The sequence below is a fragment of the Pseudomonas sp. NMI542_15 genome, assembly GCF_021283425.1.
In the GTDB taxonomy this organism is placed as follows: domain Bacteria; phylum Pseudomonadota; class Gammaproteobacteria; order Pseudomonadales; family Pseudomonadaceae; genus Aquipseudomonas; species Aquipseudomonas fortuita.
The window spans coordinates 33120-49600 of record NZ_JAJSRO010000010.1 but is presented as its reverse complement, the minus strand read 5'-3'; the positions used below and the strand labels follow the sequence as shown (position 1 = coordinate 49600).

The 16481-nt window shown below is 54.1% G+C and carries 14 protein-coding genes; 8 read left to right on the top strand and 6 right to left on the bottom strand.

Going from position 1 to position 16481, the window contains the following annotated elements; genetic code table 11:
- Positions 1-2 precede the first annotated feature (2 nt).
- Entirely contained in the window at positions 3-212 is a 210-nt protein-coding gene (locus LU684_RS15895) for a hypothetical protein (protein ID WP_104834355.1), read from the bottom strand.
- Between the two features lie 519 nt (positions 213-731).
- Here LU684_RS15895 and LU684_RS15890 point away from each other — a divergent pair.
- The 6 genes from LU684_RS15890 (at position 732) to LU684_RS15865 (ending at position 9301) form a co-directional block, all read left to right on the top strand.
- The gene (locus LU684_RS15890) at positions 732-1127 is read left to right on the top strand and encodes a helix-turn-helix domain-containing protein (protein WP_104834354.1); all 396 of its coding nucleotides are present in this window, start codon (positions 732-734) and stop codon (positions 1125-1127) included.
- Positions 1128-2865: 1738 nt separating this feature from the next.
- On the top strand, positions 2866-4062 hold the full coding sequence (locus LU684_RS15885) for a hypothetical protein (protein ID WP_223849224.1): 1197 nt from the start codon (positions 2866-2868) through the stop codon (positions 4060-4062).
- Positions 4063-4224: 162 nt separating this feature from the next.
- On the top strand, positions 4225-5814 hold the full coding sequence (locus LU684_RS15880; RefSeq protein WP_104834352.1) for a hypothetical protein: 1590 nt from the start codon (positions 4225-4227) through the stop codon (positions 5812-5814).
- Positions 5815-6324: 510 nt separating this feature from the next.
- The gene (locus LU684_RS15875) at positions 6325-7812 is read left to right on the top strand and encodes a SulP family inorganic anion transporter (RefSeq protein WP_009684101.1); all 1488 of its coding nucleotides are present in this window, start codon (positions 6325-6327) and stop codon (positions 7810-7812) included.
- An 11-nt stretch (positions 7813-7823) separates the two neighbouring features.
- Positions 7824-8675, top strand: coding sequence for a universal stress protein (locus LU684_RS15870; protein WP_012316922.1), 852 nt, complete (start codon positions 7824-7826; stop codon positions 8673-8675).
- Positions 8676-8767: 92 nt separating this feature from the next.
- Positions 8768-9301: an NUDIX hydrolase gene (locus tag LU684_RS15865; protein ID WP_009684099.1), complete on the top strand. Its 534-nt coding sequence runs from the start codon at positions 8768-8770 to the stop codon at positions 9299-9301.
- 33 nt (positions 9302-9334) lie between these two features.
- Here LU684_RS15865 and tnpC read toward each other — a convergent pair whose 3' ends face one another.
- From tnpC to LU684_RS15845, 5 genes are all read right to left on the bottom strand, one after another.
- Entirely contained in the window at positions 9335-10870 is a 1536-nt protein-coding gene (tnpC, locus tag LU684_RS15860; RefSeq protein WP_009684098.1) for an IS66 family transposase, read from the bottom strand.
- Positions 10871-10931: 61 nt separating this feature from the next.
- A complete protein-coding gene (gene tnpB, locus LU684_RS15855) occupies positions 10932-11267 on the bottom strand; it encodes an IS66 family insertion sequence element accessory protein TnpB (protein WP_009684097.1) in 336 nt (111 codons plus the stop codon).
- Complete coding sequence (gene tnpA, locus LU684_RS30740) at positions 11264-11596, bottom strand: IS66-like element accessory protein TnpA (protein ID WP_009684096.1); 333 nt, start codon at positions 11594-11596, stop codon at positions 11264-11266. The genes tnpB and tnpA overlap by 4 nt, the downstream gene beginning before the upstream one ends.
- 421 nt (positions 11597-12017) lie before the next feature.
- Positions 12018-12383, bottom strand: a complete 366-nt coding sequence (locus LU684_RS15850) for a histone-like nucleoid-structuring protein, MvaT/MvaU family (RefSeq protein ID WP_104834351.1) — start codon at positions 12381-12383, stop codon at positions 12018-12020.
- Between the two features lie 169 nt (positions 12384-12552).
- The gene (locus tag LU684_RS15845) at positions 12553-13560 is read right to left on the bottom strand and encodes a hypothetical protein (RefSeq protein WP_054902841.1); all 1008 of its coding nucleotides are present in this window, start codon (positions 13558-13560) and stop codon (positions 12553-12555) included.
- Between the two features lie 789 nt (positions 13561-14349).
- On the opposite strand from LU684_RS15845, the gene LU684_RS15840 reads away from it, so the two are divergent.
- Together LU684_RS15840 and LU684_RS15835 are read left to right on the top strand one after the other, a co-directional pair.
- Positions 14350-15108: a toll/interleukin-1 receptor domain-containing protein gene (locus LU684_RS15840; RefSeq protein WP_312351934.1), complete on the top strand. Its 759-nt coding sequence runs from the start codon at positions 14350-14352 to the stop codon at positions 15106-15108.
- A gap of 644 nt (positions 15109-15752) precedes the next feature.
- Entirely contained in the window at positions 15753-16445 is a 693-nt protein-coding gene (locus LU684_RS15835) for a DUF421 domain-containing protein (protein ID WP_104834350.1), read from the top strand.
- Positions 16446-16481 lie beyond the last annotated feature (36 nt).

Genomic DNA, 16481 nt, shown 5'->3' with positions numbered 1-16481 from the left:
CGCTAATGCAACGTGTCGAAGCGGCGCCCAAGCATCCGCTGCTGAAATTCGTTTACCGTCCTGAACAGCACCTCGGCCTCCAGCCGCATGCGCTCGACGTCTTCATCGGCTAGCTTGGCCTGCTGAGCTTCGTAGTAGCGCTTCATCGCATCAAGGGCCTGGGTCATGAGCGGGTTGGCCGGATCCAGGATGGCAAAAATGTTCCTGTTCATCATTTCTCCTTCGATGCCAGCATCAGCGTCACGTAAAGTGATTGTCACCTGAGCCAGAGGCAACGTCAGCCTACTCATCTGCTCGCATCACCCGACTGATTGCCATCTCGATGCACTCTCCTAGGGTTCAGATCCCTAAGCTTAGTCTTGCCCTCCTAGACCGTGAACTCCCCGTCAGCCCATCCTCGACGCTGCTGCTCCAGCACCGTTCCACAGGGAACCAAGCAAAGCGCTCATTTGCTCGGCGATGCCCATGTCATGCTCCTAGAGAGGATGGAGTACAAATGTTCTCCTTTCGATTTTAGCGGTATACACTGTATACACCAACAGTACCTGGGTGCGTTGAGGCCTTCCGCATTCAGATACCTGGTAGCGCAGAGCTGCAACTCCATGGGTACGAAGTCCTAGGAGAGAGCGCTGCCTGGTCTATCAAGCGCATGCGAATACCACCTCGTTGAGCTTGGGTCGATACGCGGACATCTTGAGGGCACGATATTTCCGTAAGCATAGGTACTGCACATGACGCTGAAAACGTCGTTCGCCACAGTCCTCAAGGCTATTCGAATCAAGCGAAATATTTCGCAACGCGACTTCGGAGACACCAGCCGTACCTACCTCTCTAAGCTTGAAGGAGCCAGGAGCAGCATTACCCTGGACAAGCTTGAGCAGGTCAGTCAGCGATTGGGCCTGTGCCCACTGACATTGATGACGCTTACCCTGAGCGCGGAAACGGGAAAGCCGGCAATTGACCTCATCAATCGCCTTCGCGCAGAGATCGAGGGTCTTGAGCACGACGGAGGTTTGCCAGGACTGGAAATGGCGATGCAAGGCATAACAGCCCGAACGCCCCGCAAGCAGCAGGCCACTCAAAGTTCAACAGCCCAACAAAGAGAGCTCAGTTTTACGACCCCCTGAGGGCCCATTCTTCCCAGCTGAATCAGTCCTAAAGAAAAGTCCTGGCTGAGCCTTGTGCCCAGGGTCAGCAGTATTTCATCCGCATCTCTCGCCCCAGAGGCTAGGCACGTTCGTCAACTCCCTCCTCTTCTACCTGCACGCCCCCAAAAAACCTGATCACGATAATCACCGGCATTCAGCTTCGCTGGGCCTGTCCCATGGCGATGGAGCGATCTTGAGGTGCGTGTTAGCTCGCATGGCGTTGATTTGCGCCTTCAAAGCACAGCAAAGCTCAAACCAAGTGCCCGACACTCGCCGAAATCATGTACAGATCTCGACGTGCTTCAGCAGGTCGATGATCACTGCGGACTGAGATTTGAAGGGGCCACGTGGGCAAATGGCAGCGGCAGGGTCGACCCGAGGAATAGAGACGCGGGCCGCAAAAACACCCAAATGGATTGTTTAGCGGCTAAAAATTTAGTTTTTGGGCGCTAATCATTTGCCTTTTCTCCCCTTAAAACCTCTCAAAATTGACTTGAACATCTTAGATTTGAATGCCCCAAGGGCTACGCCGCATTTGCAAAAAAGTAATTTATCGATCAAGTCGTCACCCCGGCGGCGACGACCATCACACGTACAATCCAATAAAATCAATACTTTACAGTAGACATGTCCTCATTTCGAAGGTGACGCACCATAAAAAACTTAAATTTTTTCGCCCTCGATAAAAAGGAAATCTCCAAGACGCTTGGATGAAAACTAACTTTTCAAATCCGATTTTCACACACCCATTTGAATAGATGAAAATATTTTTCAGGCGTCCACAATGATCGTTGGCTGAAATACGGAAGCCAAAAATGCTTGAGCAAAGAAAGGCGAAATCCAACTCCAGGCCTTGCAAACAAAGGCCTAGGGCCAGCTGATCAAGACAGCAATTTTAGTGACACTAATCGTGTAGGCTCTCCACAAAAAGTGGATATATCCGGCGCGCCGTCGCCCGGGCACTTCACATCCAAACAAAACACTTGCACGCCCCGATTTTCCCTCGCTAGGATATTGCTCAAGCAGGGAGTAGCCAGCTAGAGCAAAACCAAAGGCAACACTCAAACCCTGATGTAAGCGAATGGCAAAAATTAAATTCTGCAAATCAGTTTCAACATGACACTTACTGAAAGCCACACCTGACCAGATGCAAACCATGCTTACACTAATCGGTACTACGCCGCCGGAAATAACGCTCAAAAGCCCTATGCCCTATGCCCTATGCCCTATGCCCTATGCCCTATGGTTCACAGGAATCCGACCGCATCCTTGATGCAAACATCGGGAGCGGAACATTGAATATAATTCATACAGCTAAGAGCCAACGACGCACCAGCATGCAACATGCCAAATAAAATCTACACCTTATAGCAAATACAAAGCACCCGCACTTTAGATAAGCCGATCCATGAGCACACATACATAGCCCATAGACAGTGCAATATTTCTACATCTGCAATCTCTGACCAAAATTACAAGCTTATCAAGCTTAATACAAACTCCTCACATACGTGAGCAGCGTTTGACTGTGGGCGAGTCATATTCTCTGCCCATCTCTTAGGAAACTTTAATTTTCATTCATATAACGCGCTGGTAGGCGCGTCACACCCGTCAGCGGAAGCCGGACACGGCACTACTTCCATATCGATTTGCAAAGGCCATGTTCTGATCTGGCTCCAGCAACGAAGACGGGTGGCGTTGCGGAGTGGAGAGAAACATGAGCAAGCCTCCTGCATTACCCCCGACTACCCTGCGCGGTATCAAGCGCAAGGCGAAAACCCTTAGCCGTGAGCTGAACATCCCTCACAGCGAAGCATTGGAAATGGCTTCTCGGCTGTCCGGCTACCAGAACCTCCAACACGCCAGGCGTGCACTGAAGACTCACCCTGACGTCATGCCTGCATCACCAAAGATCACTCCCGAGCAAAACACCCCTGCTGACAACACACGCGCTGAAGGAGCACGTATGGGCATCAAAATGAACACTGCAAATGATCAGAACGGCGCTGAATGGTGCGCTGATACCTATCAAAAGGGGATGGGAGCGGAACCCCTAGAGTGCTCTCACTGTGGGACGGCGGTAACCTTCAATATGCCGCACACTCGGGAGATGTACGATAAACCTGTTCTGGTACCGGGGTATTTCCGGCTATTGCCCAAAGGCGCCCATGCAGCGAATTGCCCATTCGGCGTGGATGACGAGGTCAATAAGCTCGCAAAGTCTTCCGAAGGTCTCATCGAGAGCATCCAGCAGGACAAGTATCGGATGCGCCTGGTCATGATAAAAGAAGCCCTTGAGGGTGGCACTCCGAAAAAACCAGAACCCGATGGGACAAGGGCACAAACGGGGCGCACCTACACCTCAAACCCTGGACTGCTCCCCGCCTACATCAACTCAGCCTCGCGAGCACTGAAGCTTCGCGCCATGTGCGAAAGCAATCGAGACATCGAGCAGCACCTGGAGCTGATTTTTGAAGGCAATGTGAAGGTGAGTTGGGATCAGTTTTACTTCGATCCGGCCAGGCATATGGAGGCATATCACGCAATCTCGCAGAACATTACTCAGCATCCAATTGCGTTGGAAGGCCAAGTGAAAAGCATTCGGACAGAGATCAAAGGTGATGCCGCAAAGAATGTAATGAACCTCCAGATGAACCCGTTCCGCATGGACGCTAATGACGCCAATAATGGAATCGGGTTGGAGGTCAGTATTTGGTCGCCCCAGGCATCCTGGTTCAGAGGGATTAACCCAGGTGATAAGGTGGTGGTACTAGGCATGTGGAAAATTAACCCGGGATCAGCATTGCCGGCCCCCATTCAGGGTGGACGTTTCATGACGCTCACTAAACGCCGACTCAATCTGAACCTGATTTTGAAAGCCCAGATCACGAAGGTAGAGTCTGCACTGGCCTAACTGATCCGGTGCTGATCCCAAAACTGCAATGGGTAATGCCCTTGGGCGTTACCCATTGCATGGGTTCCGGCAACCCGTCGGTTGCCGGAAAGCCCACGCGGGAGAACGCGTTGATCGCGCCCCTGCTGATATCATCACCCCAACTCAAAATGAGGGACGACTGTGAGTGATATAGGGACAAGCGGCGAGCTCCATTTCATGGCGCTTTGCGCAGGTGACGGCATCACCGTAAACAAATCTCAAACGGACAAAAATGGCTGGGATGTCCTGATCGAGATTGACCAACTTCCGACGGCGCTTACACAGCAGACGCTGCATGAGCCCGTGATCACAGGGACGGTGCAGATAAAATCGACACGTTCCAGGTCTCTCAAAGTGAGCGTGACGCTGTCCAACCTCCGGAAAATGGCGACCAGTTCACTGCCGGCGTTCTATTTGTTGATGGACTTTACTCAAGGGCCGGTGCCCTCCAGAGCATTTCTGCGGCATGTGGATGAGCCTTTGATCCGGCAAATTCTGGAAAGGGTCAACACGCACCTGGTAGCAGGAAAGGGTGAAAAGCTTCACAAGCTCACGATGGTTGTCGATTTTTCAATCGGCCAAGAAATCGCCCTCAATGGCTCAGCCAGTTTGAGGTCTGAATTTTTACGAATCGTAGGTTCGTCGCAGGCGCGCTATACCGATGATAAACAACGCTTCCTGAAAAGCGTCGGCTATGAGGATGGCAGCCATCTGATGCGCTTCAACCTAGTAGGGCATGAAAACCTGCAAGCGATGATAAACGCCACCCTCGGCAGAGGAGGCCCCATCGAGCTGCAAGACATGCAGATTTTCTCGAAACGCTTCGGATTGGAAGATCCCAGCAGTCGTCATCACGCCCCAGTAGGTACATTGGTCATTGAGCCCTCCGCTCCTAACGCTTTAGGCACGCTAACATTGCGCAGTGGTGCTACCGGGGAAAGCGTCCAAGTAGACGCAGCGGCCTATGTCAGTCCTCTACACTCAATGCTGCCGCTGAGTGCATTTCAGATTCGTGTCGACTGCGGCTTGTTTGAGTGGTATGTCAAAGCAGACGGATCGGGGGCTAAATTCGCATCCACCCTGGATCCTGAGGCTCCTGTCCCATTGGAAAATCTCTGCACCTATTTGCAAGTCATTGACTTGATGGCCAAGCCCCAAGGGCTTTCGATAGAGATGGATTTCAATGGCGCAAGATCCCAATTCACAGTGACAGGTGGGCCAGGGTTCCCAGGTTTCCCAGACGTCCTGCAAGTGGCGGAGGCCTTACTCAAAACAAAAGTGGCGTTTAGAGACCGTGGCCAACTGGAGGTTAGCGTTGCAGAGCTGATTCAGAGCTCGCAAGTGATTCAGCCATTCATCGCCTTACTTAATAAGGAGATTTCCGCTTGGCTAAAGTTCTCCGTTGACGGCAAAACAGAGCCTTTCGAATGTGTCTGCCTAGCGCCCCTTGAGTTGTCTATCGGTGAAAAGCACTATCTCACTATCCTGGCGGTCACCGGTAAAACAAATCTCCTACCCGATGGGCGATTCTCAATCGCCACAACAAATTTTGACACAATTTACAAGACCGTCCTCCGGACTCATGAGCGGACTGCAGACGCTACCCTTATGCAATTGCAGAGGGTGGTTGATGAGTACACTCACTCATTGCCTATTGTCAGCCTTTTCTCAACGATTGATGCAGATGGACTTAATCAACCCCTCGCTACCTCACGCCTGCGCTCCACCTAAGGGATTACGCATTTCGATATCTGAGCCATCGAAATCAGCAAAGCGCCCCTCAAGTTCACCGTTTGGAGGGCTCTCAGTCCACTCCGTCGTAACCGTCTGGCCAACTCACCCCTCAGCACACAGACCAGCTCGGACAAGAACGGGTGGAAAACAAAGCCTTGCCCGCAGGTATACCCATTGAATAAGCCTGTATCTGACGTAGGTCATGCAGAGCCTGCCAGCGGGTCGCAATCGACGATGGCTTCATTGTATACTTCGGCTCCGCATACCCCTTGAGCTACAGGAACATCAGCATGACTGTACTCCAAACGATCTACTGGCAGCCTACGCCGCCTTAGCGCTACGCCCCCTCGCAACAACCTGCTTCCGCTAGCCTCGCTCGCGGGTGCTCACTGCTGTACGCCTGGTTTTACACCTTAAGCACACAGCAAAAAATCCTCAAAATTTGAATTTGTATCGATTCGCTCGCCACTCCCTTGGCGTGCGCGATGCTTTGCCTTGGATATTTATATGCTGCAAAAACTTAGACAAACGTGGTTTTCCAACGTCCGTGCCGACGTGCTCGCGGGGCTGGTGGTCGCACTCGCGCTGATCCCGGAAGCCATCGCCTTTTCCATCATCGCCGGGGTAGATCCCAAAGTCGGTCTCTACGCCTCCTTCTGTATCTGTGCTGTCATCGCCTTTGTCGGCGGGCGCCCCGGAATGATCTCGGCGGCGACAGGCGCCATGGCACTGCTGATGGTTACGCTGGTAAAAGAGCATGGACTCCAGTACCTGCTGGCCGCGACGCTACTATGTGGCGTACTTCAAATCCTTGCCGGCTACCTGAAGCTCGGCTCGTTGATGCGCTTTGTTTCACGCTCGGTAGTCACCGGCTTCGTAAACGCATTAGCGATTCTGATTTTTATGGCGCAATTGCCTGAGCTGACCAATGTCACCTGGCATGTCTATGCCATGACCGCTGCGGGCCTGGGAATCATCTACCTGTTCCCGTATGTACCGAAAATCGGCAAGGTGATTCCCTCTCCATTGGTGTGCATTCTGACGCTGACTGCCATCGCCATTTACCTCGGTTTGGATATCCGCACCGTCGGTGACATGGGCCAACTGCCTGATACGCTCCCGATCTTCCTCTGGCCTGAAGTTCCGCTGAATTTTGAAACCCTGCGCATCATTTTCCCGTACTCGGCTGCGTTGGCAGTAGTGGGTCTACTCGAATCAATGATGACCGCGACCATCGTCGACGACCTTACCGACACCACCAGCAACAAAAACCGCGAGTGCAAAGGCCAGGGTGTGGCCAACATCGCTGCCGGCATGCTTGGCGGCATGGCAGGTTGCGCCATGATCGGCCAGTCGATCATCAACGTGAAATCTGGTGGCCGCACCCGTCTCTCGACATTGTGTGCCGGCGTTTTCCTGCTGCTGATGGTGGTATTTCTTGGCGAGTGGCTCTCCAAAATCCCTATGGCGGCACTCGTGGCTGTGATGATCATGGTGTCCATCGGCACCTTTAGCTGGGATTCCTTGCGTAATCTGAAAGAGCATCCGCTGTCGACCAACCTCGTCATGGTGGCGACCGTCGTGGTCGTCGTGGCCACTCACAATCTGGCTTACGGCGTACTGGTAGGTGTGCTGCTGGCCTCCCTGTTCTTCGCAAACAAGGTCGGGCACTACCTGGATATCAAGAGCACTCTTGAAGAGACGAAATCGCATCGGACTTACCGCGTCGTGGGCCAGGTGTTCTTTAGCTCTGCGGACAAGTTCACTGAGGTTTTTGACTTCAAGGAGGCGCTCAACAAGGTCACCATCGATCTCACACAGGCGCATTTCTGGGATATCACCGCCGTCGCAGCGCTGGATAAGGTCGTGATCAAGTTCCGACGCGAAGGCGCTGAGGTTGAAGTGCTCGGTCTCAATGAAGCCAGCGCGACAATCGTTGACCGCTTCGGCGTGCATGACAAACCCGGTGCCATCGACAAGCTCATGAGCCACTAAGGAGAACGACAATGACCCGCGTAATGGCATGCATTGATAACTCACAATCCTCATTGGCGGTCTGCGATTACGCAGCATGGGCCTCGCAACGACTCAGCGCTCCCCTGACCTTGCTTCATGTGCTGGATAAGGAGAAATATCCTGCATCCGCTGACCTCAGCGGCAATATCGGTCTCGGTAGCAGAGAACATCTGCTGGAAGAGTTGGCCATGCTGGATGCGCAGCGGGCAAAACTGGCGTTGGAGCATGGGCAGCACATGCTTGAAAAAGCTCGCGAGCGAACAGTTCACTCTGGCGCCATGTCACCTGATATGAAGCAGCGCCATGGCCATCTCGTCGAGAGCCTGAGCGATCTCCAAGACGATATTCGGTTACTGGTGATTGGAAGAGTCGGTGAGGACAGCACGCGCAGTGCCCAAAGTCTTGGCAGCCAGATTGAAGCGATAGTCCGAACTATCCACCGCCCCACCCTGATTACAACCAGCCATTTCAGGAAACCTGAAACGGTCATGGTGGCATTTGACGGCAGCGCAACAGGCCACAAGACCTTACAGATGCTTGCTTCAAGCCCGCTGTGCGAAGGCCTGCCAATTCATATCGTCATGGTTGGAACGGATTCTGAAGACAACCAGAACGCGCTGGAGAAGGCACGAACCACGCTTGCGTCTTCCGGCTCGCTGGTGCATTCCGAGATCCGCCCAGGCGAAGTAGAGTCCACACTGCATGCGTATCAGGCAGAGCACGGCATTGACCTCTTGGTCATGGGGGCGTACGGGCACTCACGCATCAGGCAGTTTCTGATAGGCAGCACGACCACGACGATGCTGCGTACATCCACTGTACCCTTATTGCTGCTTCGCTGAGCCAGTTCCACTGGCCACAGTATTTCCAGAACTGAGGAAATACCGTGGCCACCCTGGACGATGACTAACTGATCTTGCCGCTACGAGACCACATGCAACTCATAACTGAAATTGTTCACCCCGAGCTGAAATCCAAGCAGGGCAGAGTATTCCGTCGACATGCAGCTCGCGGCATCGTGATGCGGGGTGAACAGATCCTGTTGCTGTTCACCGAGCGCTATAACGATTTCAGCTTTCCTGGAGGCGGCCTTGATGGTGACGAGGACATTGTCGCAGGCCTGAAGCGTGAGCTTGAGGAAGAGACTGGTGCTCGTGAAATACAGGTGCTCCAGCACTACGGTTACATCGAGGAGTACCGGCCCTACCAAAAGCCACAGTACGATCTGATGCACATGACCTCGCATTTTTATCAATGCGAAGTAGCGCCCCAGCTAGAGCCGGTGAGAATGGAAAGCCACGAAATCGCTAATGGTATGCGGCCTGTCTGGATCAACCTGCATGAAGCCATCGCACACAATGAAGCCGTCATGCAGCGTCACGAGTCTTCGATGGGGCAGTCAATTCTGCGCGAAACCTACATGCTGAGAAAAGTCGCTTCCGAATTGTTGATGCCAATCAGCCTTTGAGCTGACTATTTGGCGAAGTCCACTTAGCCTGCCTCAGGCAAGCATCCAATGCTGCGGGAGTAATTGCGTGATTTCGCTCGCCCGCTGTGTCGGAAGCCGCATCAGTACATCCTTGAGATAGGCATACGGATCGTGCCCATTCATACGCGCCGACTGGATCAGGCTCATGATTGCCGCCGCCCTTTTTCCACTGCGCAGCGACCCGGCAAATAACCAGTTCGAGCGCCCAAGCGCCCACGGCCGGATCAAATTCTCGATCTGGTTATTGTCGATGGGCACAGCACCATCTTCCAGGTAGCGCGTCAGCGCTACCCAGCGTTTAAGGCTGTAATCCAGGGCCTTGGCCGTGGCCGAACCCTCGGGCACAAGTTCGCGTTGGGCCAACATCCACTCATGCAGTTTTTCAGCGATGGGCACCGCTGTTTCCTGACGTAATCGCCAGCGGGCTTCGTCGCTCATTTCCTTGGCGTGTCGCTCGACTTCATACAACCCGCCAATCGAGTGAAGCGCCTGCTCCGCCAACTGGCTTTTATTGGCTGCATGCAGGTCGAAGAATTTGCGGCGTGCATGGGCCATGCAGCCGATTTCGGTGATGCCCAGCTCGAAGCTGGCCTTGTAGCCGGCGAAGTCATCGCAGACCAGCTTACCGTTCCACGTGCCCAGGAAGTTACGCGCATGTTCGCCGGCACGGCTGGGGCTGAAGTCGTAGACCACGGCCTTTAGGGCCGAGAAAGGCGTGGTGCTATAGGCCCACACGTAAGCGCGGTGGGTTTTCTTTTCGCCTGGTGCGAGCATCTGAACCGGGGTCTCATCGGCGTGGATCACGCCCTGGGCCAACACATGCTCACGCAGCGCATCGACCAGAGGCTGGAGCTGCACACCGGTCTGTCCGATCCATTGCGCCAGTGTCGAACGGGCGATGGGCAGTCCGGCCCGACCAAAAATCTTCTCCTGCCGGTACAGCGGTAAATGGTCGGCGAACTTCGCCACCATCACGTGGGCCAAAAGGCCTGCGGTCGGGATGCCCTTGTCGATCACTTGGGCCGGTACAGGCGCCTGGATCAGTGTTTCACACTGACGGCACGTCCATTTTCCACGCACATGCCGCTCAACTGTGAACACGCCCGGAGTGTAATCGAGCTTCTCGCTGACGTCTTCGCCGATTCGCTGAAGCTGGCAGCCGCACACGCACTGAGTATTCTCTGGTTCGTGACGGATCACGGTTCGCGGAAACTGCGGCGGCAGTGGTGCACGCTTGGGCTTATGACGTGGCTCGGCCGGTGCGGCCGGCGGATTGGCTGCCTTCAGCTCGGCTTCGATAGCTGCGATATCGGTATCGAGCAGATCATCAAGCAGACTGCCTTGGTCGGGGCTCAGTTGCTCGCTGCGCTTGGCGAACTTGTGTCGCTTGAGGATGGCGATTTCATGAGCCAGTTGCTCGTTGACCGTTTCGAGGCGTTGGATTTTCTGGCTCATGGAGTCGACCTGGGACAGCAACTGCATAGCCTGTTCGGCCAAGCCGCGCAGCTGTTCCGGTGTCATCTGGTCGAGATTGGGCGAGGAAGTCATGCCGCTGATTGTGTCAGAGCAGGTCGTCAACAGCGATAAACCGATGGGCTAATGGCAGGGGCTAAAGCACTGTGATCGCGCTGCCTGCGCCGACCCGCTGCCACGGCAAACCCAGTACCAAGGCTTGAAGTTGCTCGTTATCGAGTTCGACTTCCGATCCGTGACGGATGCCGGGCCAATGAAACTTGCCTTGGTTCAATCGTCGCGCTGCCAGCCAAATGCCCACACCGTCATGCACCAAGACTTTCATTCGGTTGGCACGGCGATTAGCGAAGAGGTATGCGCAGTGCGGCTTCGCCACACCGAACACCGCGATCACCCTGGCCAGCGCGGTCTCGGTACCGGCGCGCATGTCCATAGGCTCGGTGGCAAGCCAGATGGCATCGATCCGAATCATTCCAACAGGTCTCGCAGAAAGGTGGCACAGGCGACAGCGCTTTCGGTCGGCCAGTTCACTTTGACGGTGCCACGCGGGTGCTGGATTTCAATGCAGATACTTGATGAAGCTGCCTGCGAATGTCCTCCGGCTAGCGGCAAGGGCACTGGAATGAAAGCAGGTTGCAGCGCCATAGTTTTGTTCGTGAGTACCCTAATCCATTTATGTACGAGGTTCGCGTTAAGGCTGTGCTTCTGCGCGACGCTGGCAATCGATGCGCCGGGCTGGGCGCACTCTTGGACAACTTGGGCCTTGAAGGATTTTGAATAGGAACGGCGTTGTGACTGCATGGAAAGACCCGCTTAAAAGGCTAGAAATGGTGTCCACTTAAATTAGGTGGACACCATCGCCTTTGGCGTCGGGGTCAGGAAGGTGAGTTGGCCGGACGGTTACACTCCGTCTCGCCCATCACTGCTCCGGGTGTCCTCCAGAATGCTCTTGAAGGCACCTGCCTGCTCTGGATGCATGCCCGCTGACTGCAAGTGCTGAACGAGAAACTTCCGCGCCGTGGCATCCCCTGGGGTTAGAATCAGGTCACAGTAGTGAAGACCCTTACTGGGCCTCTACAAGCTATGCCCTGAAATCGTCCATGTATTAAGATCAGTCCATGTGAGCCAAAAGGCTTATTAGCTATTCTGCCCAAGGCTAACCACGCTTACAAAAAAGCCGCTCAGTGAGCGGCTTGAAGGCATCTCAGCCCAATAGAAAGGATTATCGGGCTACCCAGCCTTCAACCTCATCGGCACCGTACTGGGCTTTCCACTCTTTCAACAGCTTGTGATTGCCGCCTTTTGTCTCGATTATCTCCCCGTTATGCGGGTTCTTGTACTGCTTAACTTGGCGTGCACGACGCGGTGATTTTTCTGCCACAGCCGGGGCGCTGCGACGACCAGCTTGGGGATCCAAAAGGTTGATGATATCCCGCAGGCTGAAGCCGTATTTGTTCAGCAAATCACGAAGCTTTTCTTCAAATTCGATTTCTTTCTTCAGCTCGGTGCTGCCCTTCATCGCCTCGAGCTCAGCGAGCTGCGCGGCCAGGGTCTGCTCAAGCTTTCGGAATTCTGCCAAACGAGACATATGTAGTCCTCAGGTATTTAAAAAAGTGCTTACAGGTTAACCCAAATGTGGAGCTGGGCCTAATGAATTTGATGCTGCAATGTGGAGTTAGTTCACCACAACAGCACTTGCAGGCTCAGCAGCAATATAAGGAAACTATATCCATCTCACTAATTAAGCCTGTGCTGCTTCACACACCTACCTGAGCAAAGCGCTGCGCGTCTAAGGACGTTACCGCCGAGAAGCCAGCACCCTTTTTAAAGCTCATATTGTGAACAAAGTTTTTCATCGCATCTGAAGGGTCGATGGCTTCGAGGTTAAGACCTTCGACAGTGGCACGGGAGAATGCAACGCTGAGGATCGGCTGATCCTCCATGTGCCCGGTAGAGCTGTTCAGCACGTTATCCATCGCCGTAACGATGACGAGGTCGTCCGGCAAGATGGCCAGCAGCTCGCGGCCTACCCGCAGTGCGCAACTGCACACGTAATCCTGGTGGAGTTCGTTGAAGCGGCCTGCAGGCATCGCCTTGGTCGACAGTTTTCCGCTTTTGAGCAGCGATTTGATCTCGGTGGGAATGACGTGCGAGCCGTGAATAGCCAGCTTTGCTTCCAGCACGCCTCCCTCATGAACGATCATCTGTATGGATGAGCCAAGGTGCGAAATTTCCTCGAACGACTCGAACGCCTCGATAGCGTCGAGCTTTGCCTGGCGATCGCCATCAAGAATCCGCAGGGCAATGTCCCGCTCCTCCGACCAATCAGAATGCTGAGTCTTCCATTCTTCAAACTGCGCCTGGAACAGCCGTTCATCTTCAGTTGCGGCAGTGGCGATTTTCGCGATGAGGGCCGCACGCTGACGGCTTTCCAACTTAAACAGCTTGGCCCAGAAGTTTGGACGATAAGTCGCCGAGGCCTGCATAGCGGCCTGTTCAAGGGCCCCGCTTTTCACGGGCGGCTTAGGCTCAGGCTTGGACAGAATCTTCTTCCATTTGACCGGCTCAGCGCATTCCTTATGCATCGAGAGCAGGATATCAATGTGGTTCTCATACACCTCGACTTCGTAGGCCGCCTGTTCGAGGGCCTCCATTCTCGCGAACTCTTTCTGCCGCTTCTCCAGCTCACGTTGGCGGCGATGCGCATTACGTTCTGCTCGCCTCGCAGACGCTTGCAGAGATCGAACTGTCCCTTTCCACCCCATCACAATGCTCCTTACCGGCTTCGTGATGGCACATTAACATAGCCGCTATCACAACTTGAACTGGCTGCATCATTTGATCCCGTCTCGCCCCTAGCGAACATGATTCCTCCACGGGACTGCAGGTTATTCAGGCGAAAGAGGTAGGCCAAAGACGAGGTGGAGTGCTACTTCGAGATACAACACATCGGCCCCTGATCCAGCATGTGGCCTGATCATCTATTACTCAGGGAGATGGGTACCAGTGAAGCTCACAACGCGGGTATCTCACGGTCTTCGTCCACGGCCACAGGCTTTGGGAATTGAGCGTGACCATCGCTCCCGTTTGGGAGCTTTGGATAGAAAGAGGTAAATGATGACCGCTAGCCTACGACGCGTTGCTGGCGGTGAACTCAGAGTTGATTTTTGTGGGAGCGGGCTTGCCCAGCGAACACGGGCGTAGCCCGTGCCAGCTACCTCCAATGCATGGGCCGGCCGCTTCGCGGGACAAGCCCACTCCCACATAATTACTGGCAACTGCACTGGCACCCCTGGGTCGAAAACAGCCAGTGGTGACCGACCGCAATCGATTCTTTGCAGCCGTTCGAGGTATCTACGAAACCGAGTTCAATTCAGCCACACAAGCCCACTCGAAAGTTCCTTCCATAGTTTCCGCTGCTTGCCAGCGATCCACGTTTCGCTATACCCCAAAAGGGTTGCATGGCACGTTGATATCAGTAATCCTTCAGTTTAGGCGCTTCAAACTGGCATGATTTTCTAGCGCTGAACCTATGGGATTGTCCCGCTAATGCCATGACTGAGGCAGGGCACGTACAAGGCGCACATTGCGTTTGGGGAGTCAGAATCGATATGGCGACATGCACCGCACCTAGTAAGGGTCACCGCTCCGCAAGCGCGGCAGCAAATTGTCCTGCGTGTAGAAATCGCTATGGGGGCTATGGAGCACGCTCATATTCCTCCACCTCATACTCTTCTCCGTCATCATCCTCTTCATCTGGTGGGGGTGGGGGGCGCACGTCACGTGCTTTGCCCAGTGGAGTTCCGGAAATCTATCGTCGTCCGCTATCTGAGGTACCAAGCCTAGTCCGCAGCGAGGTTCCAACTCCGGCGCAGTCGAACGGGCAAACCTATGACGTGTTCATATCTCATGCATCTGAGGACAAGGACGAGTTTGTCAGGCCATTGGCCAATGCGTTGATTGCAGTTGGGCTCAAGGTATGGTTTGACGAAATGACACTTCGTATCGGGGACAGCTTGCGTCAAAAAATTGATAAAGGCTTGGTTAATAGCCGCGTTGGACTTGTGGTTCTGTCCCCAGCGTTTATCAAGAAGGGATGGACGAATTACGAATTGGACGGGATCGTTACCCGCTCGGTTTCTGGCGAACAGATATTGCTGCCGATTTGGCACAACATCACCAAGCAGCAGGTGATGGATTTCAGTTCTTCGATCGCGGACAAGGTGGCGCGCAGCACCGCGGTGCACACCATTGATGAGATCGCTGCTGAGATCGCCGATTTGCTAAAGTCTAATGACGCCCAAGCATCCTAACATCAAGCGTCCACACAGCATGCCTGGAGATAATCGGGCATGCCCATCCGCTGTTGCCTGCCCTTGGGACATCCCGGCAGGCTAATCGCCTTCTCCTCCCCAGGGGGGCCGCCAGATTCAAGGTGTCGACAGCAATGCCAATGGATGCCTACGGATTCAACTTCGCCATTGGAGTACCGAAACACCAGCCATTCTTGTGCCAAGCCACTTGCAGGCTGCTCAGATGCAGATAGTGACAATGACCTCGGACAAAACCAGGTATTGATGATTGGCGGCTCAGAACAGTGTGGTCGCGAAGACATCATCGTCGCAATCTGAGCTCGGCGAGTCTACGGACATGTTGAGCACTTATGAAATAGCTACTTTCAGTGAATCCCAGCTCAGTTGCCCAAACTGCAACTCACCCCCCAATAATTGGGAGCTTCGTCCAAGGGCGAAGATCTGCTGCCACATAGATATGGGCGCAGTCCCGAAGCGCGCGTCCATCTAACCGCACGTCACCCAGCTACTATGGAATCCAAAGCCTTGCACCAATCAACGTATGGCAAAAGGTCTACTGATCTCGCCGACACCGCCGCACGAACCAAGATCGATAATTGCGGGTCAGTCTGTAACGGGAGATTGCAACTGGCGGGGTACAGCGAATGGTTTCATTTGATCTACAAAGGATGCTCATTGGCGAGTTCCCGCTGACCTTCCTCTTGGAGGTCGCCCTTCGTGTTTCAGCGGCGTTTCTAGCCGTGTTCTTCTTTTTGAAATTCAGTGGTCGACGCGGAATCAGGCAGCTGTCCCGATTCGAGCTCGTGGTGATCCTCACCTTGGGCTCAGCCGCAGGCGATGTGACTTTTTATGAAGATGTACCCCTCCTCCCGGTCGCATTGGTTTTCCTTACGCTCTTGCTGCTCTATCGCGGAACCGTCTACATGATGAGGCGCAGCAAAACATGCGAGGCCTGGATCGATGGACTGCCCATCACGGTCGTAAAGGACGGAATGTACGAGATCCATTCGCTGCGGAATTTGAACATCTCGTCCAACGAGCTCTTCATGGAGCTGCGCCAACAAGGCGTGGAGCATCTCGGCCAAGTTCGACTCGGCCTATTGGAAACCGATGGCGATCTCAGTCTGTATTTCTATGGGCAAGATGACACCCGGCCAGGGCTGTCGGTGCTGCCAGTCGAACATCGCCCAGAATACCTGGCCCCGCCGAACGCGGGCCTACATTGTTGCGTCAGCTGCGGCTTCCCAACCTTCCATGAACCTCAAGACTCTGTCGTGTGTGAACGCTGCGGACATAACGTCTGGTCACCTGCATTGGATACCGTGCGCAACCGCTAGACCTAATCCACTTAAATAGCGCGGGGGTTGGACAGG

Coding starts and splice junctions, on each gene's coding strand:
- LU684_RS15895 (WP_104834355.1), bottom strand. CDS start 212: ATGAACAGGAACATTTTTGCCATCCTGGATCCGGCCAACCCGCTCATG.
- LU684_RS15890 (WP_104834354.1), top strand. CDS start 732: ATGACGCTGAAAACGTCGTTCGCCACAGTCCTCAAGGCTATTCGAATC.
- LU684_RS15885 (WP_223849224.1), top strand. CDS start 2,866: ATGAGCAAGCCTCCTGCATTACCCCCGACTACCCTGCGCGGTATCAAG.
- LU684_RS15875 (WP_009684101.1), top strand. CDS start 6,325: ATGCTGCAAAAACTTAGACAAACGTGGTTTTCCAACGTCCGTGCCGAC.
- LU684_RS15870 (WP_012316922.1), top strand. CDS start 7,824: ATGACCCGCGTAATGGCATGCATTGATAACTCACAATCCTCATTGGCG.
- LU684_RS15865 (WP_009684099.1), top strand. CDS start 8,768: ATGCAACTCATAACTGAAATTGTTCACCCCGAGCTGAAATCCAAGCAG.
- tnpC (WP_009684098.1), bottom strand. CDS start 10,870: ATGACTTCCTCGCCCAATCTCGACCAGATGACACCGGAACAGCTGCGC.
- tnpB (WP_009684097.1), bottom strand. CDS start 11,267: ATGATTCGGATCGATGCCATCTGGCTTGCCACCGAGCCTATGGACATG.
- tnpA (WP_009684096.1), bottom strand. CDS start 11,596: ATGCAGTCACAACGCCGTTCCTATTCAAAATCCTTCAAGGCCCAAGTT.
- LU684_RS15850 (WP_104834351.1), bottom strand. CDS start 12,383: ATGTCTCGTTTGGCAGAATTCCGAAAGCTTGAGCAGACCCTGGCCGCG.
- LU684_RS15845 (WP_054902841.1), bottom strand. CDS start 13,560: ATGGGGTGGAAAGGGACAGTTCGATCTCTGCAAGCGTCTGCGAGGCGA.
- LU684_RS15840 (WP_312351934.1), top strand. CDS start 14,350: ATGACTGAGGCAGGGCACGTACAAGGCGCACATTGCGTTTGGGGAGTC.
- LU684_RS15835 (WP_104834350.1), top strand. CDS start 15,753: ATGGTTTCATTTGATCTACAAAGGATGCTCATTGGCGAGTTCCCGCTG.